Below are 26,066 nucleotides of genomic sequence, written 5' to 3'. Positions count from 1 at the left end.
TAATGAATTGTCAATGGTGCGAATCTGATACAGTACGTGAAACGAAGGACACGGTGTATTGGGAACTTCCAGACGGAACAAAAGTGCTAGAAATTCAGAACACACCAACCGTTCATTGCATGGAATGCGGAATGATCTATCAAACAGATCATACGGTGAAAGAAATTGAGGATCAGCTATATTTAATTGACTCCTCAAAGCTCGAAAAAAGTATGACGTATGAAACACTTATGGCCGTTCCACGCTTATTAAAGCGAAACTACTTTGATTTTTCGAAATAATTAGCAAGCCGTCTCCCATTTTTCAATATTAAATGGGAGATGAATTTTAGTCTTCATTAATAAGGCTCTTTTCGTAAACTTTGTTGCTTTTGGAACTTTAAAAGGGTCATTTACTAAGTTTCTAGGCAATTTTTGCAAATGTACTTACGAAAAGATGCCACGAAGCATAAAGTTATACGGGTTGATGAACTTATACGAAAAACAACAATCTATGCGAAGATAGCCTTAATTAAAGACGGGAGTCGGGAGGACAAGAATGGAAGCACTCAAAAGCTATAATAATACCCAAAATAATCAGAATAGTCAGAACGACAAGAGAGGTAAAGAGCATATTAAACGTAATCTAAAGGCACGTCACATGACGATGATTGCCATTGGAGGGTCAATCGGGACAGGTTTATTTTTAGCGACAGGAGCGTCCATTCAAACAGCTGGACCTGGTGGAGCAATTATAGCTTATGGGGCTATCGGCATTATGGTCTACTTTTTGATGACAAGTCTCGGAGAAATGGCTACCTTAATGCCGGTTTCGGGATCCTTTTCAACATATGGCAGCCGTTTTGTTGATCCGGCATTTGGTTTTGCACTTGGTTGGAATTATTGGTTCAACTGGGCAGTTACACTGGCGGTTGAAATAGCTGCATCTGCGATTATTATGAAGTTCTGGTTTCCAGATGTACCGAGCATCGTGTGGAGTACACTGTTTTTAGGTCTTATCTTTTTATTGAATGCATTGTCGGTTAAAAGTTACGGAGAATCCGAGTATTGGTTCTCCTTAATTAAAGTAGTGACAATCATAGTTTTTATTGGTGTTGGTTTGCTCACCATTTTTGGTATTCTGGGCGGGCAGTTTATCGGGTTTAAAAACTTTACTTTAGGCGATGCTCCGGTTCATGGCGGTCTTTTATCCATTTTAAGTATTTTTTTCATCGCAGGTTTTTCTTTCCAAGGAACGGAACTCGTGGGGATAGCTGCAGGAGAAAGTGAAGAGCCGGAGAAAAACGTACCAAAGGCGATTCGACAAGTATTTTGGCGTATTCTTCTATTCTATATCGTTGCCATTGCAGTCATTGGCCTTATCATTCCTTTTACAAGTCCAAACCTGTTAGGCAGGGATGTCGACAGTATCGCTGTCAGCCCTTTTACCCTTGTATTTGAGAAAGTGGGCATTGCATTTGCGGCATCTGTAATGAATGCAGTTATTTTGACATCGGTCTTATCGGCAGGGAGTTCCGGTTTATATGCATCGACACGCATGCTTTGGTCCATGGCAAAGGACGGACAGGCACCTAAATTTTTACAAAATGTAAATCATCGCGGGATTCCGATGAATGCTCTTGTCATTACGACCATTATTGGAGGCTTAGCCTTTTTAACGTCTATTTTTGGAGATCAAGTTTATACATGGTTACTAAATGCTTCAGGCTTAACAGGATTTATTGCATGGCTTGGAATTGCAGTCAGCCACTATCGTTTTAGAAAAGCATATATGGCACAAGGCAGGGACCTGAAGGATTTAAAATTTAAAGCGAAATGGTTCCCTCTCGGTCCGATTCTCGCTTTTGCAATGTGTGTCTTTGTCATTATCGGCCAAAATTATCAAGCTTTTTTAACTAATGAGATTGATTGGTATGGTGTAGCGGTGTCCTATATAGGTTTACCAATCTTTTTGGCCTTGTGGCTCGGTTATAAACTCGTTCATAAAACAAAGGTCGTTCCATTAAAGGAATGTTCTTTTGAAGAGATGTCATCTAAATAGAAATTTTTCTAATAGAAAAGAATGTACCAAAAAAAAGCGGTAGAACTGGGCTGATTACAGCCCTAGTTGCCCGCTTTTTTTATTTGAATAGGACAGCCTCTAATATGAGACTGTAATCTAGTAATCGTTCCTTGCACAAAATTTATAATTCCAAGCTTGATTAATCCTGAATTCTATTTCACTTACAGTGATGCCACGCCTTCTTGAATATACATAATCCGAAGATAAGGAATGCAAGGAATCCAATTAAAGCGATAAGGAAGTTTAGAACCGTAACAAATAAACCACTAAGGCCGATTACTCCAAGCAAAAGAGTCACCCAGCCCAAAACTACAAACAATAACCAAATGACACCTGTTAAAAATCCAAGAAAAACCCCAAAAATACCCCAAGAAGAATGATTATGACCCATAGTATTTCACCCCCTGCCTGTCAATGGTTGTTCAATATTAATATATGCAGTTGCTTGAGAACTTGTTTATGGAATAACAAAAAGAGGGCTCTAAAAGGCGTGATTTTCCGAAAAAGCTTGTTTTAACTATTGCGTTCTTCAGATAGGTGAATCCATGGATGGTGGTTTTGAAAATATAAATGAAACTCCATACAAAAGATAGAGAAAAATAGGACCTGATTCTATCACTTAGAATCAGGTCCTTTCAATAAAGTTGTGTAGGTCTTTTTCAATACTTGTTTGATAATCCGAGGGTGCATCAGAATAGTAATCGGACGAACAAGATTCATTACTTTGACAAACGAGTTATATATGTATTGATTTTGCGAGGATAAAAGAAAGATATTTTTTGCATACCATTGCTGGAAGGAAAGACCTGCCGGCTTTTTCCCTGTTGTTTCAGGATATCGAAAATCTTCAATAATCACCATATTCCAAATAGGGGAGATGATTTTCGCTACTTTTTTATGAAAGGTTTTTTGAAGATTATGGCTTCTGTTCTGAAGGAGTTTTTGAAGTGTAAGTGCCTCTAACACGGCAATACTCATTCCTTGACCAAAAACAGGATCTATCCTACAAACCGTATCACCGATCAATAAGAGTCCATCTGGCAGACTGCGTACTTTATAAAATTGTCTCCAAACAATATGCGGTACACGGTAGATTGAGGTGTTAGATAATGGGGCCACATCCTTTATTTCATGATAGATATCTAACTTTGGTAATTTTTTCGATAGTTCAATAAAGCTGCTGTCATTTTTTAATACCTCTTTTGCGTTTACTTCGTTATGATAGCCAATGAGTGTGACAATATAACGATTTCCCTCTACCTTTGAGATGGTCCCGCCTATTTTTTCCTGTGGAGGGTTAGGGTAGACTAGTTTAATTGCCCAGTCCCTTTTTGGACTTTCAGGCAGTTGAAAGGATTTACTAAGGTAACTTAATCCAATATTAACCTTTTGTTCAGGGATAGAAATCCCTCGTTTATTCAGCCAACTACTGGAAAGGCTACTCACACCACTGGCATCTACAACAAGGTCTGCAAATAGGCTTTTTACGGTGTCACTTCCATCGAATACGTCAATTCCAATAATTTGATTTTTTTCTTCATTATATATGTAGTTTTGGACATCGTGGTTGTAAAGAAATGTTACGTTCGGAATACATTTCATGTATTGTTCTATATGCCACTCTAAATGTGGGCGGGTTTGAAGTGTGGTCGTGTACCCTCCATCAAAACGTACTTTCCACACACCATGGTGGAACCATGCTAGATCCTGAGTGGAATTTATTTTTACTGCGCCACTGGAGTGGAATTTCTTTGTGATACCCGGAAACAGAATTTCGAGACCATTCTCACCAGCATGGAGAAGCGCATGTAAATGCTGACCTTGTGGGGCACCTTTTCTTGGGAATGGCCCCTGCGGTTCTTGATCCCGTTCTATAATAATTACCTCTTTGAAAAAATCTGAAACAACGCGTGCTGCTAATTTCCCAGAGACGCCTCCACCAATAATAATTGCTCTTTCGTTTCGGGACAAAGGGTGAAACACCTCCTATAATAATTTTTACTTAAATATGATAGCATACTATTTTTGTAGATTGAATTGTCAATAAGTAAATAGTGGTAAAGAACAGTATTTCATCGATACTCCTTACATGAATATTTACGTGACTTAGGCAAAGGGAAATCAAGGAAATATTATTGTGAAATATTTCACAAAATGTTCAAGATTAAGTTGGTAACAGATAATCAAATCGTTGTATATTAACACTATAGATACGTTGTTTATATTACTGGGGGGATTACTTATGAAAAAGATATTTCAGATACTATTAACTTTAGGGCTTATCATGACACCTTTTTTTGCACAAGCACATGTGAAATGGTTCACAAAAGTAGTGCCGCACAAGGTGTCTATTGAACATATATTATCACCGATGTTTATATTTTTAACTCTGGTTGCAGCCATTGTATTAGCTACATTAACATTGATCATTCCAAAAATGGCTGAATGGGAACCTGTGAAAAAAATGGAGAATCGTCTTTCCGGTTTAAGAAAGTATTCTAGATATTTAATAAAGTATGGGACCGCCATTGCTCTGATGATTCAAATGATGAATGGCACTTTATTCGCTCCCGAGTTCCATGTTAGTAGCATGTTCATTACTGTATTAACTTGGGTTACCATTGGATTTTTATTAATTCCGCATCATATCTCAACTAAAATTGGTGCATCTATTTTACTAGGATTATTTATTTATGTAACGATTCATCATGGTATTTTTTATATGTTAGATTACGGATTTTATCTAGCCATTATAGGTGTTTTATTGGTAGGAAATACAAAGCTAGAGAAGACAGGGTTTCCATTTCTTTATTTAGGAACGGGGTTATCACTTAGCTGGGTAGCTGTTGAAAAATGGGTTTATCCTGGAATGGCATTAGATATTGTCACAAACCATCATGTGCCAACATTTGGCTTCGAACCAAGTTTGTTTGTGGTGATGGCAGCATTTATCGAATTTGTGGTAGGTTATTTGTTAGTTGTTGGTATCTTAAATCGAGTGTTGGGTTTTGTTGTTACAGGCATTTTCATCTCAACTACGATGCTCTTTGGAATGACAGAAGTCATCGGCCATTTCATGATTCATATTGTGTTGATTATTTTCATTATTGAAGGTGTTTCATTCTATAACCCGCCAATTAAAATGCATAAAACAAAAACAGATCAATTTATTTTTGTATTTTTAAACTTCATTTTTGTTCTTGCAACTTTTTTATTAATTTACTACCGTTTTGCTTAAAATATTAGCGCATTTAATTTTTCCATTAACGATACTTCAAATAGTGAAGTATCGTTTTTTCATAGAATCATGGCAAATATGTTTTATAGAATAACATTTTTTGTTAATCTTATATTAGAATGGAGGGTTTCTATGAAATTAAATACGCATTTATGTGAAATACTAAATATTGTCCATCCCATTATTCAAGCAGGGATGGCTGGAGGACCTACTACCGTAGATCTTGTTGCCAATGTATCGAACGCGGGCGCTTTAGGAACTTTGGGTGCGGCTTATATGAAACCTGAGGAAATTAGAGGGGCTATCAGAAAGATTAACGAGCGGACAACGAAACCTTTTGCTGTTAATTTGTTTTGTACCAATGGGAACGATCAATATGATGGAGTAGAAGAGTCACAGAAAGTGCTTAATGACATTAGAGATAAACTAGGGATGGAAACGTCGGAACGTCATGTGGTCACGAACAACTTTTTTGAGGAACAGTTTGAAATACTAATCGAAGAAAAAGTACACGTCATTTCTACAGCATTTGGTGTCCTTCCCAAAGATAAAATGGCAATCGCTAAGCAACATAACATTATCATTACTACTATGGTAACAACGGTTCAGGAAGCGCTGATCGCTGAGGAGAATGGAGCAGATATTATCATAGCTCAAGGGAGTGACGCAGGAGGTCATCGCGGGACATTCGAAATAGAAAAAAATACCAATGGAGCTACAGTAGGTACATTTTCTCTCGTCCCTCAAGTTGTGGATGCTGTTTCTGTGCCAGTTGTTGCCGCAGGAGGCATCATGGATAGTCGCGGCCTAGTTGCTGCCTTAGCTTTAGGTGCACAAGGTGTACAAATGGGGACCGCTTTCTTAACGACGACGGAGTCTGGTGCTCATCCCGTATATAAACAAGCACTATTGAATAGTACGGAAGAAAGTACGGTCATTACGAAGGTCTTTTCCGGCCGTCCGGCAAGGGGAATTCATAATACTTTTATCCAATCCTACTTTGACGCTAATATCTCCCCAGCCGATTTCCCGACACAAAATACGATGACAACTGATATCCGCAGACATGCAGCGAAGCAAAATAATCCAGAATATATGTCACTTTGGGCTGGGCAGGCAACAAGACTCTTATCAAACGAAGTACCAGCACGCAAACTTGTCCTTGATTTAGTTGCAGGTGCAAAACAGTTGCTATCCACCAAATAATCCTGAATATACACTATAAATTAACCAAGAGGTGACCATTTTGACAACGGCTGTATTCAAAATTATCTCATTTGGTAGCTAAAGGTTAACTGAAAAGCGCAAGGAATCCTGCGCTTTTTTGCTTTTTTCTATTCAATATTCTTATTAAGTAATCGATGAAATGGACACTTTGATAATGAACTTTCATCATCGCGTAAAAAATATTGCTTCCACTCGAAATTGTCTTTATTTCCATAACTATTTAAATCAGGATGAATACGGATTGAATCGTACGTTTCCAGTCTATTCCTAATTTGTGCTTTGATACTTTTGGCGAAAGTTTCATTTTTATTGAATTCTTGTAAAACCCATCTAGGTGTGATGGCTAGCATAAAGAAGTCAAAGTGTCTGCTTTTTCTATTTTGATGGGCAGGAGTTGCGCAATACATAAAGTACGGCGCACCCTGAAAACAGAACTCCCAAATCGGATTGTGAGGGTCTGGCGGTAAGTGGTTAGGCCAATCCATTCTGTCCTTTTTACTTAGTCCACTTAACTGCTTCCAGAATAATTGCTCAAACATTTCTACTGTATGCGTGTCTTTCAAGTCTGGTGGTGTTTCATAAAAAATAATAAGTGAGGTATAGTTCCCAAATTCTTTAGATGTATTCGTGTAATCACTAAGTAACGAAGCAACCTCATCTATGGTAGATGGAAGCCTCGGATCGCCTGTAAATCCGAAACGGACGTGGTTCTTTGTAAAACCTATCGTCGCGGGGATACAAGGGAAGGGCTGTTCTTGATCCTTTAGTTTCGCTTTGAATTTCTCCAGAGCTGTTCTTTCCCATTGTTGGAGTTGTGGGCGGAGTAAGGGGGTATCGTGATAGAGTGTTTTAATTTTAATCACCTCCTAATGGCTCATACAGTATATTCAGGGATGGATGTGGGAGGTGAATATTCGATTCAATATGGGCTGCTGTTCCTCTTCCTTCATAAAAGTTACTTCTTCGGTGTATTTCCTACCACTATGTTGATTAATATAGTAAAATAAGATGGAGTCGGTAATTTTAATAGTAGAAATTCAAACGTGTGGAGGATCTAAGGTGACATATCAACAAAACAAACGATTTAAACTGTTTTCATTGAATTCCAATCAAAAGCTAGCAACAGAGATGGCGGATCTTTTGGGCAGCGAGTTAGGTAAATGTTCTGTATCTCATTTTAGTGATGGGGAGATTCAAATTCACATTGAAGAAAGTGTACGGGGCAGTGAGGTGTTTGTTGTTCAATCCACTTCTTACCCAGTAAATGATAATATTTTAGAGCTGCTTATCATGATTGATGCTCTAAAAAGAGCTTCTGCAAGCATCATTAATGTGGTCATTCCTTACTATGGCTATGGACGACAAGATCGAAAGGCACGTTCGCGGGAGCCAATTACTGCGAAACTAGTCGCAAACCTTTTAGAAACTACTGGAGCAAGTAGAATTCTTACAATGGACCTCCATACTTCCCAAATTCAAGGTTTCTTTGATATACCTGTTGAACATCTATATGGTGTTCCAATTCTTGGCCAGTATTTTCAGGATAAAGGCTTAGAAGATATTGTTATTGTGGCGGCTCATAATGGCAGCATTGGTAGAGCAAGAAAAGTGGCCAACCTTCTACACGCTCCAATTGCTTTGATTGATAAACGAAAATTTGAAGAAAATGGTCCTGAATCCATTGATGTGATTGGTAATGTCGATGGAAAAAATGTGATTATTATTGATGATTTAATCGATACAGGTGACACGATCACTTTAGCAGCAAAGGCTTTGGAAGAAAACGGAGCAAAAGCAATTTATGCCGGTTGCACTCATCCTGTATTTACAGACAATGCGATTGAAAAAATTGAATTGTCACCGATTAAAGAATTAGTGGTGACAAATACTATCCAGTTACCAGATGAGAAAATAATCAATAAAATTAAATCGATCTCTGTTGCCCCACTGCTTGTAGAGGCAATCGACCGAATTCATAATGAAAAAGCGGTAAGTCCTTTATTTGAATAAGTTACCTTGCGAAGCCAACTATTTTTTATAGTTGGCTTTTTTCGTTAGAAAATGTTGAATTGGCTTAGGACCAGATTATAGATCTTGGTAGTAGTCGAGTCTAAATAATTTACATAGTTTTTGAAAGTGATATTATTGTAAGAGTAAATATTCATTTAATATCTTGTGTTACCACCAGGTCCTAACTATCTAGAAGCAAGCTAATTTACACAAGGAACCCAAATTCTAAATTACCAAGAATGGAGCTTGACAATTGTGGATTTAAAAACATTGATCGCACCAGTGCACTTTAATTTAGCAAGTGAAATTTCTAAGCATTACTCCAAAAAAATCGCCTTGCGATGGGAAAATGAACATGGAGAAACGAAAACGATCTCTTATGCTCAGTTAATCACAAAGGCAAATAAACTTGCCAATGGGTTAACTAAATTAGGATTGGAGAAAGGTGACCGGGTTATAGTAATGAGCACACGACTCATTGAATCTTATGTGATCTATTTAGCATGTTTAAAAGCTGGATTAATTATTAGTCCAACTTCAGAACTTCTACGGGCAAAGGATTTATTATATCGCTTGAATCATTCAGAAGCGAAAGCTGTCATTTCATATTCCGAATTAATTAAAGAATTTGAAAATATAAGCAAGGAAACACCATTTTTACAATATAAGATTGCCTTTGGTCAGGAAGTACCAAATTGGCTTTCGTTAGAAACATTAATGGAAGAGGAATCAGACAGCTTTAACGATGTAGATACACTGAGTGAGGATTTTGCCTTTTTAGCTTATACATCCGGTACAACCGGCCAGCCCAAAGGGGTTGTTCACAGCCACGGCTGGGGCTATGCTCATTTAAGAATTGCTGCTTCCAAATGGCTGAATATTAGTGAAAACGATCTGGTGTGGGCCACTGCTTCTCCGGGGTGGCAAAAATGGGTCTGGAGTCCATTCTTATCGATTTTAGGTTCAGGAGCAACAGGTTTTATCTATCATGGCAGATTCAATCCACAAAAATATTTACGCCTGCTTCAAGATCACCAAGTAAATGTTTTATGCTGCACACCTACTGAATACCGAATGATGGCTAAAATAGATGATCTTTCCACTTTTAATCTCGCCCATTTACATACTGCTGTTTCAGCAGGTGAGGCTCTAAATCGGGAAGTCATTGATGTGTTTAAAGAGCATTTTAAGATTCTGATTCGCGATGGATACGGCCAGACGGAAAGTACGTTATTGATTGCTAATTTAAATACCAATGAGGAAAAATTAGGATCAATGGGGCAGCCGTTGTTACAAGAATTTATTGATGTAATCGATGAAAATGGCAATCCTGCGGAAATCAATCAAGTCGGTACAATAGCGATTAAAAGTGATTTTCCCGCATTATTTAAACAATATTATAAAAATCCAGTGACCACCTCTGCTTCCTATCAGGGTCAATATTTTTTAACTGGGGATCGTGCGATGAAGGACGAGGATAACTACTATTGGTTCCAGGGTAGGAAAGATGACGTCATCATTAGTTCTGGTTATACGATTGGACCTTTTGAAGTAGAAGATGCCTTAATGAAACATAAATCGGTAAAAGAATGTGCGGTAGTCGCTTTACCGGATCCAGTCAGAGGAAACGTTGTCAAAGCATTTGTTGTGTTGAAGGAAGGAATTCTAGGTAAAGTGGAGTTAACTAAGGAATTGCAGAGCTTTGTTAAAAACTTAACAGCGCCTTATAAGTATCCACGGGTCATTGAATATATCGAGGCACTACCTAAAACAGATTCAGGAAAAATTCGTCGGATTGAACTGAGAACACAACATTAGATGGATAAACGGAAATGGACGATTCCGGCAGAATATAAAACACTTTACTCCTTTTCAAATCGTGGTATAATAAGCCGTATTAAAATTTACAAATTTTGTCGGTGAATGTCCAAAAATCCATCAAAGAAGTGTTGCGTAATGAATAAAATAGAATTGAATATCAGGCACAGAACTGTTTCTTTGTTAGATAAGTATTTTTCTGGCGAATCGATAGATTACAAGAAAATATTTGCGATTATTCTTCCGATTTTCGTAGATCAGGCCTTTTTAATCATCATGAGTTTATTAAATACAGCAATGATAAGTTCAGCCGGGGTGGCAGCGGTTAGTGCGGTGAGTTTGGTAGATTCATTGAATATTTTCTTAGTCAATGTCTTTATTGCTGTTGCAACAGGCGGGACCGTGATCGTAGCTCAGTATAAAGGGAGCGGAAACGCTGAGATGGTGTCCAAAACTGCCACTCAAGCGATAACGGCCGTTACCATATTTTCAGTCCTTATTAGCTCTCTAGTCATCATTTTTCATACGCCAACCTTAAACATCCTATTCGGTAAAGCGGAAGCAGATGTTTTTCAAAACGCACGAATTTATCTTATCGGCAGCTGTCTTTCTTATCCATTCATCGCCATCTTTCAAGCGGTGACTGGCTCACTGAGAGGTGTGGGAGAGACCAAACCATGCTTAAATTTATCGTTATTAATGAATTTAACCAATACTATTTTAAATGTTTTATTGATTACTATTTTTAAAATGGGTGTGGAAGGGCTTGTGATTTCTACGCTTCTGGCGAGATTTTTGGGAATGGCCGCTTCCTTAGTCTATGTTTTAAAATACAATGAGTCGATTCGTTTCAAAATAAAAAATGCAGTACGAATCGACTTATCTATATTAAAGAAGGTCATGTTTATCGGATTGCCTTTCGCTGCGGAACAGATCTTTTTCAATGGTGGAAAGCTTCTAACACAGACGTTTATTGTCCAGTTAGGTACCCTATCAATGACTGTATATGCGATCGGAAATGCCTTGATGTTGTTATATCAAATTGGACCTAATTCCATTGGTATCGCTATCGTTACCATCGTGGGGCAGTGTATTGGACGAAGGAATATTGCCGACGCGAAGAAATTTATCTTCTCATTAATCGGCCTTTCTTCAATTATTTTTGTTATCGCGGATTTCTTATTATTGCCGTTGTTTCCAGTGTTGATTAAAATGTTCAATCCACCGGCAGAAATTGTTCCAACGATTTTTACCCTTATTTTAATCGGTGCTATTGCCCAGCCTATTCTGTGGTCACCAAGCTTTATCCTGCCATCAGCGTTACGGGCAGCGGGGGATTCGAACTTTACTTCGGTTGCCTCATTGCTGTCAATGTGGTTGTTACGTGTCATTCTAGGTTATGTTTTAGGGATTACCTTAGGTTTTGGAATTATCGGCGTCTGGGTCGCCATGATTGTGGAATGGGGGACTCGCGGACTCATCTTTGGATGGCGGTTCAAAGGAAAAAAGTGGTATGCACACAAGCTTGTATAATATCATTTAGATTCCTCCTCAAACATTTTCAATTGAGGAGGTTTTTTCATATAATCATCGTAGATACATCATTGAAGGAGGACCATCTTGGAGCAAAAAGGAGTCATTTCACTAGGGGAAGCATTTGTAGACTTTATTTCAATCGACAAAACGAATACCAAATACCAGCCGCTGTTGGGTGGGGCTACCGTAAACTTAGTGGTGGGGACAAGCAGACTAGGGATACCGGCTTATTATTTATGTAAACTTGGGACGGATGAAGTTAGTCAATTTGTAGAGCAGGAATTCAAGAAAGAACGGATTGATACTTCATTTTCAGTTCACTCGTTGAGCAAGAAAATTTGTGGGGTTTATGTTCATATAAATGAAAACGGTGAGCGATATTTTCATACTTACGTGAATCCTACTCCGGATGAAGTATTGTCTGAAAATGAATTGCGAAAGGAAGTTTTTGATCGGGCAAAGATTTTTTATTTTGGTTCTGGAACTCTTTTTCATGAGAAAACAAAGAAAACAACTGAAAGGGCACTAAGATATGCCAAGGATGCTGGCAATGTCATCGCCTTTGACGCTAACCTTCGACTTAAGCGTTGGGAAAGTGAGGCTCATTGCCGCCAAACAGTTTCTGCCTTCCTTCCACATGCACAAATCGTGAAACTCGCTGAAGATGAGCTGCATTTTTTAACAGGAACCGATTCATTGGATGCTGGCATCGACCAACTATCAAAATGGAGGATTCCCTATCTGTTTATCACGATGGGGAGCAAGGGTGCATGTGCAGTGATTAATGGGAAACAAGTTTTCGCACCTGCTCCGACCGTCAATGCCATCGATACAACCGGTGCAGGTGATGCCTTCATGTCAGCCCTTCTGTATTGCTTTCATGAAAAAGGGCTGCCGACTAATTTATCTCAAATCAATGAGTATCTTCAATTTGCAAATAAAGTTGGAGCTGCCGCCACAACAGAAATCGGCGCCCTGTCTGTTAATTTTAATAAAAAAAGCTGAAGTGTCTGTCAAGTAAAAACCTGGATCCGATAGTAATAGGGGCCCAGGTTTTTAATAATGGGCACTGGGGGTATTGATGACCTAAATCGTGAAAAGGCTGAAGGAAGGGTGTCAATAGGGGTTATTGACGACCGAAGATGTAAAAAAAAATAAAAGAGCGGTAGTCAATACAGGTTAATTTACCAAATGTAAAAAAAACGTCACGAAAGTCGTTGTTTATGTATACTAAATGTTGACGCAGTTAGGAATTTTCAAAATAATGTTTAACTATTGCGAACAACTAATGTATAATGTTTTCAACAATGATTGAGAGGTTTTGTGGACATGAACTCATATATAAAAGATCAAATTGAATTATTTCAAGAAAAGAATAAGAATCGTGGATGCCTATTAGTTAGTTGCCCCGACCAACCAGGTATTGTTGCTGCGATTTCAAAATTTTTATTTTCCTACAATGCAAATATTATCGAATCTAGTCAATATTCTACCAATCCTGAGGGTGGTATCTTTTTCATCCGGATTGAATTTGAATGTCCTGGTCTTAAGGATAAAGCGAAAGACATGGAGAATAGATTTGCTGAAATTGTTGAACAGTTTTCAATGGAGTGGAACTTTACGCACGCCTATCATGTGAAAAAAGCGGCAATCTTTGTTTCGAAAGAGCTTCATTGTTTGCTAGAGCTTTTATGGGAATGGCAAAGTGGAGATCTAATGACCAACATTGCCCTTGTTATCAGTAATCATGAAACCGCAAGAGAGGTCGTCGAAGGACTGAATATCCCATTTTATTACGTTCCAGCCAACAAAGATATTCGTGGACAAGCTGAAGCCACACAACTTAAACTACTAAAAGAGTATGAGATTGATTTCGTGGTATTGGCTCGTTATATGCAAATCTTGTCGCCAAAATTTGTCGAAGAAAATCCAAATAAGATTATTAATATTCACCATTCCTTCTTACCCGCCTTTGTGGGTGCAAGACCCTATGAACGGGCTTTTGACCGAGGAGTGAAATTGATTGGTGCGACCTCTCATTATGTAACCAATGACCTAGATGAGGGACCAATTATCGAACAGGATATCAGTCGGGTCGGTCATCATGATAATGTCGACAGCCTTAAGAAGATTGGCCGAAGAATCGAAAGAAGCGTACTAGCTCGAGCCGTGAAATGGCATATTGAAAACCGGATTATCGTCCATCAAAATAAAACGATTGTTTTCTAGTAAATCCCTTTGATAGGGATTTTTTTTTGAGTTATTTTAATAAAGGCACCATCCTTCTCTGTTTGAGGAACCACTTATTTAGTCAGTGGGCAATCTATTTCCCTATAAAAAATATCTCAATAAAAACCTGTACTATACGAAAAGACCGCGAATATACATTTAAGAAAGAGTTTTGTAGTCTAAAAAAGGGTAAGGATTGTGATAAGAATGGAAAATCAAATTAAGATTAATGATAATGGGCCATTGCAGGTAAGTGGAGATTTTCAGATTTTTGATTCAGAGGGAAAGGAATATCCGAAGAAAGCAAAAGTGTATCTTTGCCGTTGCGGCTTTTCCAACAAAAAGCCGTTCTGTGATGGTTCACATAAAAAAGGTGGATTTGAAAGCAGTCCAAGGGCCACTGAATAAAAGAAGGATTTAAGCAAGGTGTCAGGCACCACCCTTGTAATATGTGTCTGCTGTTATGCTTAGTATTGTAGTATTTTTAGATTTTACGTGCGGCCAGGAATGGGCAAACCATCCTGGCCGTTTTATATTAATGTGCTTCCTTATCCAAGTCTCTTATTGAAGACGAGGTGAACAGTTGATAATATATTAACAAGAGAATATCGTCATGAAGGAAATGCAACTTAAATTACGGTTTATAAAACTAAGTGTATGAAGAGAGGCGGTAACTAAAATGACAACAGGTAATAATGTGAAAATAACGGTAAAAACTTCCGTTAATGCACCAGTTGAGAAGGTGTGGGAATATTGGACAGAGCCACAGCATATAACTCAATGGAACAATGCTTCGGATGACTGGCATACGCCGGTGGCTGAAAATGATTTAACAGTTGGCGGGAAATTTCTTACAAGAATGGAAGCGAAAGATGGAAGTTTTGGCTTTGATTTTGGGGGAATTTATGATGAAGTAAAATTAAATGAGGTTATTTCATATACCATGGGGGATGGTAGAAAAGTTACCATTACTTTTAAAGGTCAAGGAAACGAAACCGAGGTAATCGAAACTTTTGATGCGGAAACCACCAATCCGGTTGAGATGCAACAAGCAGGTTGGCAGGCAATTTTAGATAACTTTAAAAAATATGCCGAGTAATAATCAAATGGATAAAGGAGAAAATCAGTTCATGGCTGATTTTCTCCTTTTTTTATAGGCATTCGTATTTTATGCATATCCCATATGCATTTGGAAATACTTACAAAGGTTTGTAAAGCAGGTTTGTAATATGGATAATCAAATAAATGGAGAACACGATTATTCAGAAGAAATACTGACCAACCGACAGGGACACCCAGTAATCGTCTGACCCGTATTAAAAAAGATAGATGGAAAAAAGGCGGGGGTAGTCACTCCCGCCTATAATTCTATCCTCACAACTCCAGATTCTCAATAAGACGGTAACTCTTAAATTCTAGTTTCTTTGTCGTTTCTAACTGAATTAATTCTCCATGTTCCAAAACAATTCTTTTTGAGAATAGTGGTCCATCATAAACAAAGGTATGATATTCACCTGCTTCACCCATAGGACAAATGGTGGTCTTTTGGACATCTTGAAGGAACGATTCATCGACGATTCTACCAAGCCACGTGTCATCTAATAGATCTTCCCGTACACGAATCACGATTGCATTATAGCCAGACTGGACAAACTTATCCAGAGAGTGTAGGGCTTCCTCCTTTTTCATCCATAGTGGATACAAGGCCTCAACATCTGATGCGCTAGCAACTTTTTCTCCCCAATCCCTGTGTTCATCTAAATATAGATCTCCGTAGGCTATTCCCGTAACATTATATTGCTTTTTCAAGGATTGTACGGCTTTAACAAATTGACTTGTATAGTTTTCGTATGTACATTCGATAAAATGAACAGGTAATCTTAAAGCTTCCCCTTGTAGTTTAATCATTTCTGTTCGCTCTCCATGTCCAAATGTTCGCCCCAGTTCTTTAGGTACAGTTGTAACCAAGCAAACAACCTCGTATCCCTGCGATTGTAAAGTATCCAACGCCATGCAACAATCCTTACCGCCACTCCAAGATAAAGCAATTCTTTTATTCAAGATACATCATCCTCATATAAGGTATTTTCATTTTCTGTAATATTGATAGTTTATCATAAAGATATAACCAAGGTGTTGGTACTGGTGAGATAGGAACAAAAATTATGAAATAGGTTTGCTTTATCCAAATATGAATAAATTATTCGAAAAAGTATAAATCTTATGAATTATCTGATATAACTGTATTATCAAGAAGTTTACCTCGTTTTCTATTCAGAAATGAATAATTTGTGATTTGGTGGAGTTTGAGAAGGGAGGGTTATTTGTGAATGATGAAAAAAAAGTTTGGAATGAAAGTGAAGCCATTCTTCATTCATTACAGGACGACATTTTAGTCACCGATACAGATGGAATTATTCTGAAGGTGAGTGAAGCAACTGAAGGAATTTATAATATGAAGTCAAATGAAATGGTCGGCCGGTCCGTTTATGAACTTGAAAAAGAGGGTGTATTTACACCGATTTTGACACCCCTGGTCATTAAAGAGAAAAAGAAGATTACCCTTGTCCAAACAACCAATAATGGAGAAAAGTTACTTGTCACGGGCATTCCTGTATTCGATCCTAACAATGATTTAGTGCGGATCGTTAGTTATTCTCATAATGTTACTGAGTTACTTAACATGAAAAAATACTTAACAGACATCGAAGACGAAATGGAACGAGTGAAAAGTGAACTTGAAATGCTTAGAAATCTTCAACTTGATTCAGATGGAATGATCACAACAAGTATGGAAATGAAGAAAGTACTCCAGCTCGCTTTACAAGTTGCAGAAATCGATGTCAATGTGTTGCTCCTGGGCGAAACAGGAGTGGGGAAATCCCACATTGCTAAATTCATTCATAAAAAAAGTTCGCGGAAAGATGGCCCTTTTATTGAGGTGAACTGCGGTGCGATCCCCGAATCCCTGTTTGAGGCAGAGTTTTTTGGTTATGAATCAGGTGCATTTACAGGGGCCAATTCAAAAGGGAAGGTAGGGTTAGCGGAACTTGCAGAAGGCGGGACATTATTTTTAGATGAAATTGGTGAGTTATCGTTGGCTAATCAAGTGAAAATCCTCAAATTTATCCAGGAAAAGCAATTTTATCGTGTCGGTGGCACCAAGCTTCGAACCGTTGATTTCCGTATCCTTGCGGCGACAAATATAGACTTAGAGAAAGCGGTCGAAGAAAAAACCTTTAGACATGACCTCTTCTTCCGTTTAAATGTTGTACCCATCACCATACCGCCATTAAGGAAGCGTTCAACTGATATTATTCCGCTAATTGAACACTTTTTAACGTATTTTTCGAAAAAGTATGACCGTGAACGAAGTCTTGATGAAGGTGTATTGCATCTATTATTTACTCAAGAGTGGAAAGGTAATGTGCGTGAACTAATCAATTTAATTGAAAGACTAGTGGTCACTTCACCAAAACAGCTGATTGAAATTGAAAACTTACCTTCTCATTTTCGAAAGTCTTATACGGATGAGACGTCTGGAGATGATAGAATTCGTTCTTTAAATGAAATTCTTGAAAGCGTTGAAAAGCAAGTGTTAATAAAAGCTAGGAAACAATACAAAACTACAATAGACATGGCAAAAGCCTTAGGAATAAGTCAACCTTCTGTATTTAGAAAAATCAGAAAATATGGAATAGATTAAAATTGGCACGAAACTTGCACTATATTTAAGTAATAGACTATAAATTTAGGATTTAGCATTGGTATCGAAATCGTTAATGAAAGGGGGAAATATAAAGGCAAAGAGAGAGTTCGCTAATAATATTTATACAGAAATAATTGAGGATACTATCTCTAAATAACGTTTTGTGTGTATTTTTATTTATTCCATTGCATATTCAGTTAATTATAGAATATTAAGAAAATATATTGACGTAAAATAAGTGAATATTTATATTTAAAGAATGTTATTCGGTTTTATATGAAGATAGTGGAAAACGAGGTGGAATATGAAAGTAACAGTTGGACCAGGTCAGTATATTAGAAATATTGGTTTACTAAAAGAGGCGGGAACATACATAAAAAATTTCGGAAAAACAGCCGCTCTAATTGGAGGACATAACAGTAGTGAAATTGTAGAAGTTTCATTAAGAAATAGTTTGCTAGAGAATGGGATTTTATTAAAACAGACCCTTTGGTATGGTGGGGAATCTTCTCGAGCGAATATCGATCGATTAGTCGCTGAATTAACCGATAAAAATATCGATGTTCTTATTGCAACTGGAGGAGGCAAAGCCATTGATACGGTCAAGGCGGTCGCATACCGACTAAACAAGCCTTTAGTTGCCATCCCAACCATTGCGGCTACCTGTGCCGCTGCCACGCCAATTACCATTCTTTACAGTAATGAAGGGGAATTTATTGGGATTGAACGAAGGGCAAAAGCTCCTGAACTAGTCTTAGTCGATTCGGAAATCATCATGAACGCACCGGTTCGTTATTTAATTGCTGGTATTGGGGATACATTGGCAAAATGGTTTGAGACGAAAACCTCTGTGAAAAAAGCGGTACCAACTGTATTCAATCAGACAGCCGTTGCGATAGCAGGTCAAGTTTATCAAACCTTACTCCAAATTGGGAAAGAGGCTGTCAATTCTGTTCGAACCCGTAAAGTGACAAAAGAGTTTGAAGATATTATCGATACCATTATTTTAGTCAGTGGCAGTGTCAGCGGGTACGGCGGAGATGACTGCAGAACAGCTGGGGCCCATGCAATTTATTCAGGGTTAACGATTTTTCCCGAGGTTCACCAAACCTATCATGGGGAAATTGTTGCCTTTGGGATTCTTGCTCAGTTGTGTATGGAGAAAACGAGTGAGGATGAATTGAAACCGTTAATCAACTTTTACCAGGAAATCGGACTTCCATATTCTTTGAAGCAAATGGGGGTTAGGAGCTTAACAGATAGTCAGTGGCAGAAACTTGGTGAAATTACCGTTACCATCGAAGACATGGCGAATATGCCTTTTGAAGTCACACCTGAAATGGTAATTGAAGCCGTTCGCCAAGCCGACAAAATTGGAAAAGGGATGTTACCCGCTGTTCTTCCGACGTGGCAGTAAGTTTCCTTTTAAGGAACAGCACCTATAAAAATTGTAATTCTATCAAACTAGATAAACTTTTTATGAAAAACAAGGGGGAATTTTGAATGAAAAAATGGTTATTGATTGTTTGTTCGCTAATGTTGTTATTCGCACTAGCAGCATGTGGAAAAAAGGATGCGGCAAGTAGTGCGCAAGATGGGAAATCGTCTGACCCATTGAAAGTAACACTGCCTACCTGGACAGGATATGGTCCGTTATTTTTAGCAAAAGAAAAGGGCTTTTTCAAAAAGAATGGAATTGATGTTGAGCTTTCCATTGTTGAAGGATTAGGTGAACGGAAACAAGCGTTAGCCAGTGGGAAAATCGATGGGATGGCAACTGCGCTGGATGTCCAAGTGTCCTTAGCGGCTTCTGAAATACCTGTCCAAGTGGTTTGGTTATTGGATGATTCTTACGGCGGGGATGGGATCCTCGTGAAAAAAGGAATTAATAGTGTCAAAGATTTAAAAGGGAAGCAAGTAGCATTTGAAGTTGGTTCAACAAGCCATATGTTAGCATTACAAGCCTTAAAACAAGGCGGATTAACGGAAAAAGATGTACAAGTGGTGCAAATGTCTGCAGGCGATGCAGGTGCTGCTTTTGCAGCTGGTAAAGTGGATGCAGCTGTTACATGGGAGCCTTGGTTATCAAAAGGGGCACAAGCAAACGGGAAAGTTTTGTTAACAACCAAAGATTTATCTGGAATCATTGTGGATACGGTCAGCTTTAAAGAGGATGTTATCAAAAATCGTCCGAAAGATGTCGAAGCCTTTGTTAAGGCGATGGGCGAAGCGATGACGTACTGGAAAGAACATGAAAAAGAAGCCAATGAAATTATGGCTAAAGGTTTAAATATTGATGTTAAAGAATTTGAAGGTACAGTTACTGGTTTGAAATTCTTTTCCAAAGAGGATAACGAAAAGTTATTTGGGACAGAAAGCGCAAAAGGGTCGATTTATCAATCAACTGAAAATGCGATTGCTTTTTATAAGGAACAAAAACTACTGAAAACCGAGCCAAAAGCAGAAGATGTCATTAATCCGAGTTTCCAAAAGTAAGAAGTTTACTAGCGAAACTAATTTTGGATTCACGAAGAATAGCCTGACTCATGAGTTGTTTATTTACCCTCATCAGTTAGGCTTTTTTACAAAATAGAACGTTTAAGAAAATAGGTGAGAAAAAATGATAGCAAAATTGTTTACTCCTAATAAAGAAATACCAAAAATGTTCTATACGTCGGCTGGCTTTTTAACATTTATTATTTTTCTATTGATTTGGTCTCTACTCAGTTACGGGCAGTTCGTCAATCCTTTATTCTTGCCAACTCCGACTGCTGTATTAGCTACAGCCGTTGATATGTTCGTAAATGGTGAAATTCTTTCTGATATTGGGATCAGTTTTACCAGGGTTCTTTTCGGTTTTCTTGCCGCGGCCATTATTGGCATCCCTTTAGGGATCTTAATGGGATCACTAAGGATTATGGAGGGGGCATTTGAACCGATTATTGGATTCATTCGCTATATGCCTGCATCTGCTTTCATTCCATTACTTATTCTTTGGATTGGTCTCGGTGAGACAGAAAAAATGAGTGTTATTTTCCTTGGAACGTTTTTTCAATTGACGTTGATGATTATGGACGTCACCAAGAATGTTCAAAATGATTTGGTTGATGTTTCCTACACCTTGGGTGCAAAGAAGGCACAAGTGTTTACAAAGGTTATTCTGCCTGCTTCTTTACCGGGAATCGTTGATACGCTTCGGATTACCTTCGGCTGGGCCTGGACGTATTTAGTGGTTGCTGAAATTGTTGGTGCCTCTAGTGGTTTAGGGTATATGATCATGCAGGCTTCCCGTTTTCTGCAGCCAGATAAAATCATCGTTGGAATCTTGATTATTGGTATATTGGGGCTGATTACAGATATTCTCTTTAAAGCCATATACAAGGCTTCGTTTTCTTGGATGAGAAAGGATGGTTTCTAGATGGTAACACCTCAATTGAAAGTGAAAGAAAGAGAAAAAATAGTTGTACCAAAACAGAATGAATCTCTTGTTAAAATAACGGGTAGTCCAAAGTTAGAAATTAAAGAGGTCGGAAAAGTCTTTAGAACAAAAAAAGGGGAAACGACTGCCTTAGAAAAAACCTCCTTTTCGATTGAGGAAGGGGAGTTTGTCACGATTTTAGGACCATCAGGCTGTGGAAAATCTACCGTTTTGCGGATTGTCGCTGGTTTAGAAGAAGCAAATTCCGGCCAAGTGCTTCTTGATGGGCAGGAAATCCATGGACCTGGACCTGATCGCGGTATGGTCTTTCAATCGTATACATTATTTCCATGGTTATCTGTGAAAGACAATATTACCTTTGGCTTAAAGCTAAAGGGAGTTTCTCAAAAAGAAAGAGACGATATCTCCAGGCACTACTTGCAATTAATCGGTTTAGAAGGTTTTGAAAACCATTTCCCGATTCAATTATCTGGCGGAATGAAACAGCGGGTCGCGATTGCTCGGGCATTAGCAAATGATCCGAAAATATTATTAATGGATGAACCATTTGGAGCATTGGATGCTCAAACACGGAACATAATGCAAGAAGTGCTCCTGAAAGCATGGGAAGAATCCAAAAAGACGATTTTATTTATAACGCATGATGTCGATGAATCAATCTTTTTAGCCGATTCGGTTTATGTCATGACCGCTAGGCCAGGGCGTTTAAAGAAAAAGATCCCGATTACATTGGAAAGACCAAGGGATTTCAGTGTCAAAGCCACAGTCGAGTTTGCCGAATACAAAGATGAATTATTGTCGCTCATTCGAGATGAAAGTTTAAAAGCGATTAAATAAAGGGTGTTGAGATAAAAACAAAGGTTATGTATTACGATTACGGAGGTCAAAGTATGGAGAACAAATGGGATCACCTGGTGAAAAATATGCCGAATCGACTTGCACCAAGCATGGCAAAGGATCATCCTAATCTACCAGTGGTTAAAGAAGAAGGCTGCTATTACTTTGGTGTGGATGGAAAAAAATATCTTGATTTTACATCCGGGATTGCTGTAACAAATGTTGGCCATCGTCATCCGAAGGTTGTCCAAGCCATAAAAGATGCCGCAGATGGATTGATGCACGGTCCTTCTGGGGTGATTATGTATGAGTCCATTTTGCGTTTAGCTGATGACCTTGCCGATATTTTACCTGGAGACCTTGATTGCTTTTTCTTTGCCAATAGTGGGACGGAAGCAATCGAAGGAGCTCTTAAACTAGCAAAATATGTAACAAAGCGTCCGTATGTTATTTCCTTTACCGGTTGTTTCCATGGTCGTTCGTTAGGTGCTTTAAGTGTAACCACATCTAAAAGCAAGTACCGAAAATTTATCCAGCCATCAGGTCTTACCTACCAAGTTCCTTACGCGAATGTAAAAGAATGTCCAGAAGGGTTGGATCCTGAAGCCTATGTGATTGATAAATTAGAAAAAGATTTCTCCTCATTATTTAGTCATCAAGTAACACCTGAAGAGGTCGCCTGTGTAATCTTAGAACCTGTTCTCGGTGAAGGCGGTTATGTTGTTCCGCCGAAGGGCTGGTTAAAAAAGGTTCGTGAAATTTGTGATCGTCATAATATTTTACTGATTTTTGATGAAGTTCAAACGGGATTCGGTCGTACAGGTCAATGGTTTGCGGCCCAAACTTTTGACGTTACTCCAGATATTATAGCCATTGCGAAAGGAATAGCGAATGGTCTTCCGCTAAGTGCGACGGTTGCATCTAGTGAATTAATGAAACAATGGCCACTAGGAAGTCATGGGACGACGTTTGGTGGCAACCCGATTGCTTGTTCAGTGGCCCTAGCGACATTGGCAGTGATGAAAGAGGAAAACCTTCTTGAAAACACTAGGAATATGGGGAGTTACGCCGTTCAACAACTGGAAAAAATCAAGGAACGACACTCTGTTATTGGGAGTATCCGTGCGGTGGGCTTAATGATTGGGATTGAAATCATTGATCCAGTGACAGGGGGACCGAATGGAGCAGGATTGTTAAAAATTCTTGATCTTGCCCTAGAAAAAGGTGTGTTATTCTATCTCTGCGGAAATCATGGCGAAGTCATTCGGATGATTCCACCATTAATAGTTACACAGGAACAAATTGATGAAGGTCTTCGTATGTTTGATGAAGCATTAACGGAATATGAAGCAACCTTGATGCAGCCAGTTAAATAAGCATTGCAGGATCAGTCACCATTTTATTCAAGTGGTGACCTATTTTTTTGCTCGGATGATATTTCCTATTCATTCGAAAAGACTAGAATGGACATTTTCGGTTTGATGTTGTAGGTTTTAGATGAAGTTATTGCTCTTAAAGGTATACTAGAATGTTATTTTGAGGAGTTTCCAAATGGACAGTAAAACTAAATGGAATACGAAGTATAAAGAACGCATGAATAATAAGTTGGATCCTGTCCCAAATCCCAGCTTAAAAAACCTGACAATCTATCTTAATGGAGGAACTGCCCTTGATTTAGCGTGTGGACTGGGCGGGAACAGTTTGTTCCTTGCACGAAGGAATTATCAAGTCCAGGCGGTTGATATTTCAGATGTAGCAATCAATTATCTTAATGAAGGAGCTACACAGGATCATCTTAGGATTGAAGCTCAAGTAAGTGATCTAACAGCATTGAATAATCCTAGTTGGGCCAATCAAACTTATGACATAGTTGTCATTTCCTATTACCTTGATCGCGCGCTTTTTCCTATAGTGAAGAGTATTATTAAAGAGGGGGGATATTTTTTTATGGAAACCTTCTATCATTCATCGAAAACGGAGAATCAAGGTGTTTCGAGTCAATATAAACTCCAGCCGAAGGAGTTATTGAATGAATTTGCTGATTGGAATATTCTCTTGTTTGAAGAAAATGAACTAGAGGGCCGGCAAACGATATTTTGCCAGAAACGTAAGATGAAAGTGCTAATTAGATAGATGTAATTAGTTACTCATAATAATATTATGTAAACTAACCTAAGTCTGACTGTGTGGAGTTGATAAATTTTGAGTCGTGTATTTGCCAATTGGTATGATTTTTTTATGAAGCCGTTGGAGAACAAGAAGTTTAAGAAGATTCGTAAGGAGCTTCTTGCTAAAGCAACAGGAAATGTTCTTGAATTAGGATCGGGTACAGGAATTAATTTTCCTTTATATGAGACCGCAGCAACAGTGACTGCGATTGAACCAAGTGAGTACATGATAGATCGTTCATCAGTCAAACGTAAGCAAGCTGTAGTCCCAATTGAAGTGATTCAGGCAAGTGCAGAAGAACTTCCATTTGCCGCGGATACGTTTGACACGGTTGTGGCTACACTTGTATTTTGTACCATTCCAAAACCGGATAAAGCCATCTTAGAAATGAAAAGAGTATGTAAGCCAGGTGGAAAAATCCTTCTATTTGAGCATGTTCAGATGCAAAATCGGTTTCTAGCTTCACTACAAGACTGGCTAACTCCTGTTTGGAAAAAAATCTGCGATGGCTGCTGTTTAAACAGGAACACCTTAGACTTGATGAGAAGTAAAGATATCTCTATATGTAAGGTACATACATATTATCGTGATTTATTTGTATTTGCAGAAGCTGAGAATCATAAGTAGAGTTAGGGGAGCAAAATGACAGGAACGTAAGAACTAAAAAAAAGAAAAGGCTGTCTCTAAAGGTTGGTCATAATCCACTTTTTGTCAAAACAGCCTTTATCATTTTATCCAATTAATGCAGTGGGGGCATACCCTCTATTAATCCTTGATTTCAACATTCCCCTGCTCATCAATTTCGATAGTTGTATAACTTTTAAAGACGTCCGTGTTGGTGATTTCATGTTGAACCACGCTGGCAAAGCTCTCCATGTATGGCTTGTACACCTCAGGATCTTTTACAAGATGATAGAAATTTACTCTTCTTCCATCTTTCATATCCGTCATTCTCAGTAAAAACCGATCGCCAAATTGTCCTTTAAACCATTCTCTTGCTTCCTCATGACTAGTGAATTTTGGCATCTGATTAGGATCAATCGAATAATCTTGATTCATTCACTCGTTCACCTCTTTCCAATATATTGCCACTTCTAATATTCCCAATAGGCCTAAAAATTATTGTGAATTAAAACTTATATGAAAAATTCAACGGTCTACCGATTTCTATGGTAAATTTAAAGAGTGAACATCAAAATAAACGAGAAAAAATAGATGCCTTACAATAGATGAAACAAATGTATGGAGGATAGTTTTATGGTAGTTGTAAAATCAGTCACAATCGATGGAGAAAGTATTCATGTTTTTAGAAACGCAGTCTATATCTTTGAATCGAGTTCGGGCTTTACCTTAGAAGTGGATCTGATTGTCAGTGAGGTTGTTGTTAAAAAATATAAGAACGTGGACAACCTAATTGTTGAAATAGAATTAGAAGATGGTAGAATCATCAATTCTATTATGCATGTAAAAATACTATCTGGCGGATTGCCACAACTCAATTTATTTTGTGAAATTGATGATCCCCAAGAATATGAAGATTTCAATCGTGTAAATGAAAATGATTCTTGGTTTCCGAATATAGAAGATGGCATTACAATAGAAGAAATACGAAAAGTCGAAATGCCTAATGAGGATGTTAGTATAAAATTAAACTTGCCAATCGACCAAGTGGAATGGCTAAAAAAGCAAAAGAAGAAAACGTTAAATGAAATTTTTCAAGAAATGATCTATGAATATTTGGAAAAACATAAATAAAAGCGAGGAGAGGAAAATCTCTTCGCTTTTATTATTTT

General features: G+C 38.2%; 25 protein-coding genes. 20 read left to right on the top strand and 5 right to left on the bottom strand.

All coding sequences use genetic code 11. From position 1 onward, the window contains the following. The first annotated feature begins 2 nt into the window (after positions 1-2). Both ACJ004_RS07125 and ACJ004_RS07120 read left to right on the top strand, forming a co-directional pair. Complete coding sequence (locus ACJ004_RS07125; RefSeq protein WP_410892085.1) at positions 3-281, top strand: YokU family protein; 279 nt, start codon at positions 3-5, stop codon at positions 279-281. A 256-nt stretch (positions 282-537) separates the two neighbouring features. Continuing rightward, positions 538-2,040: an amino acid permease gene (locus ACJ004_RS07120; RefSeq protein WP_410892084.1), complete on the top strand. Its 1,503-nt coding sequence runs from the start codon at positions 538-540 to the stop codon at positions 2,038-2,040. Positions 2,041-2,218: 178 nt separating this feature from the next. Here the strand turns inward: ACJ004_RS07120 and ACJ004_RS07115 are convergent, their stop codons facing one another. Both ACJ004_RS07115 and ACJ004_RS07110 read right to left on the bottom strand, forming a co-directional pair. After that, positions 2,219-2,452, bottom strand: coding sequence for an ABC transporter (locus ACJ004_RS07115; RefSeq protein WP_410892083.1), 234 nt, complete (start codon positions 2,450-2,452; stop codon positions 2,219-2,221). Between the two features lie 224 nt (positions 2,453-2,676). Next, a complete protein-coding gene (locus ACJ004_RS07110) occupies positions 2,677-4,032 on the bottom strand; it encodes an FAD-dependent monooxygenase (protein WP_410892082.1) in 1,356 nt (451 codons plus the stop codon). Positions 4,033-4,303: 271 nt separating this feature from the next. Between ACJ004_RS07110 and ACJ004_RS07105 the strand changes: the two genes are divergently transcribed. Further along, positions 4,304-5,299 carry a hypothetical protein gene (locus ACJ004_RS07105; protein WP_410892081.1) on the top strand — a complete coding sequence of 332 codons (996 nt, stop codon included), beginning with the start codon at positions 4,304-4,306 and terminating at the stop codon, positions 5,297-5,299. Positions 5,300-5,431: 132 nt separating this feature from the next. Further along, on the top strand, positions 5,432-6,505 hold the full coding sequence (locus ACJ004_RS07100) for an NAD(P)H-dependent flavin oxidoreductase (RefSeq protein WP_410892079.1): 1,074 nt from the start codon (positions 5,432-5,434) through the stop codon (positions 6,503-6,505). 128 nt (positions 6,506-6,633) lie between these two features. On the opposite strand, the gene ACJ004_RS07095 is transcribed toward ACJ004_RS07100, so the two are convergent. Beyond that, positions 6,634-7,380 (bottom strand): YqcI/YcgG family protein, encoded by a 747-nt coding sequence (locus ACJ004_RS07095; protein WP_410892141.1) that lies wholly within the window; start codon positions 7,378-7,380, stop codon positions 6,634-6,636. 154 nt (positions 7,381-7,534) lie between these two features. On the opposite strand from ACJ004_RS07095, the gene ACJ004_RS07090 reads away from it, so the two are divergent. From ACJ004_RS07090 to ACJ004_RS07060, 7 genes are all read left to right on the top strand, one after another. After that, on the top strand, positions 7,535-8,536 hold the full coding sequence (locus ACJ004_RS07090) for a ribose-phosphate diphosphokinase (protein ID WP_410892077.1): 1,002 nt from the start codon (positions 7,535-7,537) through the stop codon (positions 8,534-8,536). A 255-nt stretch (positions 8,537-8,791) separates the two neighbouring features. Beyond that, positions 8,792-10,354 (top strand): acetate--CoA ligase, encoded by a 1,563-nt coding sequence (locus tag ACJ004_RS07085; RefSeq protein WP_410892075.1) that lies wholly within the window; start codon positions 8,792-8,794, stop codon positions 10,352-10,354. 138 nt (positions 10,355-10,492) lie between these two features. Beyond that, the gene (locus tag ACJ004_RS07080) at positions 10,493-11,887 is read left to right on the top strand and encodes an MATE family efflux transporter (RefSeq protein ID WP_410892073.1); all 1,395 of its coding nucleotides are present in this window, start codon (positions 10,493-10,495) and stop codon (positions 11,885-11,887) included. Between the two features lie 87 nt (positions 11,888-11,974). Next, positions 11,975-12,895 carry a carbohydrate kinase family protein gene (locus ACJ004_RS07075; RefSeq protein WP_410892072.1) on the top strand — a complete coding sequence of 307 codons (921 nt, stop codon included), beginning with the start codon at positions 11,975-11,977 and terminating at the stop codon, positions 12,893-12,895. A 324-nt stretch (positions 12,896-13,219) separates the two neighbouring features. Then, positions 13,220-14,119, top strand: a complete 900-nt coding sequence (purU, locus tag ACJ004_RS07070; protein WP_410892071.1) for a formyltetrahydrofolate deformylase — start codon at positions 13,220-13,222, stop codon at positions 14,117-14,119. Positions 14,120-14,326: 207 nt separating this feature from the next. Continuing rightward, the gene (locus tag ACJ004_RS07065; protein ID WP_410892070.1) at positions 14,327-14,527 is read left to right on the top strand and encodes a CDGSH iron-sulfur domain-containing protein; all 201 of its coding nucleotides are present in this window, start codon (positions 14,327-14,329) and stop codon (positions 14,525-14,527) included. A gap of 271 nt (positions 14,528-14,798) precedes the next feature. Then, positions 14,799-15,218, top strand: a complete 420-nt coding sequence (locus ACJ004_RS07060) for an SRPBCC family protein (protein ID WP_410892069.1) — start codon at positions 14,799-14,801, stop codon at positions 15,216-15,218. Between the two features lie 275 nt (positions 15,219-15,493). On the opposite strand, the gene ACJ004_RS07055 is transcribed toward ACJ004_RS07060, so the two are convergent. Further along, positions 15,494-16,180, bottom strand: a complete 687-nt coding sequence (locus ACJ004_RS07055; RefSeq protein WP_410892067.1) for a Dph6-related ATP pyrophosphatase — start codon at positions 16,178-16,180, stop codon at positions 15,494-15,496. 265 nt (positions 16,181-16,445) lie between these two features. Between ACJ004_RS07055 and ACJ004_RS07050 the strand changes: the two genes are divergently transcribed. The 8 genes from ACJ004_RS07050 (at position 16,446) to ACJ004_RS07015 (ending at position 24,900) form a co-directional block, all read left to right on the top strand. Then, a complete protein-coding gene (locus ACJ004_RS07050) occupies positions 16,446-17,825 on the top strand; it encodes a sigma-54 interaction domain-containing protein (RefSeq protein ID WP_410892065.1) in 1,380 nt (459 codons plus the stop codon). Between the two features lie 307 nt (positions 17,826-18,132). Beyond that, a complete protein-coding gene (locus tag ACJ004_RS07045; RefSeq protein ID WP_410892063.1) occupies positions 18,133-19,245 on the top strand; it encodes an iron-containing alcohol dehydrogenase family protein in 1,113 nt (370 codons plus the stop codon). Positions 19,246-19,331: 86 nt separating this feature from the next. Continuing rightward, positions 19,332-20,324 carry an aliphatic sulfonate ABC transporter substrate-binding protein gene (locus ACJ004_RS07040; RefSeq protein ID WP_410892062.1) on the top strand — a complete coding sequence of 331 codons (993 nt, stop codon included), beginning with the start codon at positions 19,332-19,334 and terminating at the stop codon, positions 20,322-20,324. 124 nt (positions 20,325-20,448) lie between these two features. Then, the gene (locus ACJ004_RS07035) at positions 20,449-21,246 is read left to right on the top strand and encodes an ABC transporter permease (RefSeq protein WP_410892060.1); all 798 of its coding nucleotides are present in this window, start codon (positions 20,449-20,451) and stop codon (positions 21,244-21,246) included. Further along, complete coding sequence (locus tag ACJ004_RS07030; protein WP_410892059.1) at positions 21,247-22,104, top strand: ABC transporter ATP-binding protein; 858 nt, start codon at positions 21,247-21,249, stop codon at positions 22,102-22,104. A 53-nt stretch (positions 22,105-22,157) separates the two neighbouring features. Continuing rightward, the gene (locus ACJ004_RS07025; RefSeq protein WP_410892058.1) at positions 22,158-23,480 is read left to right on the top strand and encodes an aspartate aminotransferase family protein; all 1,323 of its coding nucleotides are present in this window, start codon (positions 22,158-22,160) and stop codon (positions 23,478-23,480) included. Positions 23,481-23,655: 175 nt separating this feature from the next. Next, positions 23,656-24,237: a class I SAM-dependent methyltransferase gene (locus ACJ004_RS07020; protein WP_410892057.1), complete on the top strand. Its 582-nt coding sequence runs from the start codon at positions 23,656-23,658 to the stop codon at positions 24,235-24,237. A 69-nt stretch (positions 24,238-24,306) separates the two neighbouring features. Next, on the top strand, positions 24,307-24,900 hold the full coding sequence (locus ACJ004_RS07015; protein WP_410892056.1) for a class I SAM-dependent methyltransferase: 594 nt from the start codon (positions 24,307-24,309) through the stop codon (positions 24,898-24,900). A 138-nt stretch (positions 24,901-25,038) separates the two neighbouring features. Here ACJ004_RS07015 and ACJ004_RS07010 read toward each other — a convergent pair whose 3' ends face one another. Continuing rightward, positions 25,039-25,332 (bottom strand): hypothetical protein, encoded by a 294-nt coding sequence (locus ACJ004_RS07010; RefSeq protein WP_410892054.1) that lies wholly within the window; start codon positions 25,330-25,332, stop codon positions 25,039-25,041. Positions 25,333-25,530: 198 nt separating this feature from the next. On the opposite strand from ACJ004_RS07010, the gene ACJ004_RS07005 reads away from it, so the two are divergent. Further along, the gene (locus ACJ004_RS07005) at positions 25,531-26,028 is read left to right on the top strand and encodes a hypothetical protein (RefSeq protein WP_410892053.1); all 498 of its coding nucleotides are present in this window, start codon (positions 25,531-25,533) and stop codon (positions 26,026-26,028) included. Positions 26,029-26,066 lie beyond the last annotated feature (38 nt).

Origin of the sequence: Neobacillus sp. 204 (assembly GCF_046562815.1) — a bacterium.
GTDB lineage: Bacteria > Bacillota > Bacilli > Bacillales > Cytobacillaceae > Neobacillus.
This window is presented reverse-complemented; position numbering and strand designations above follow the sequence as displayed.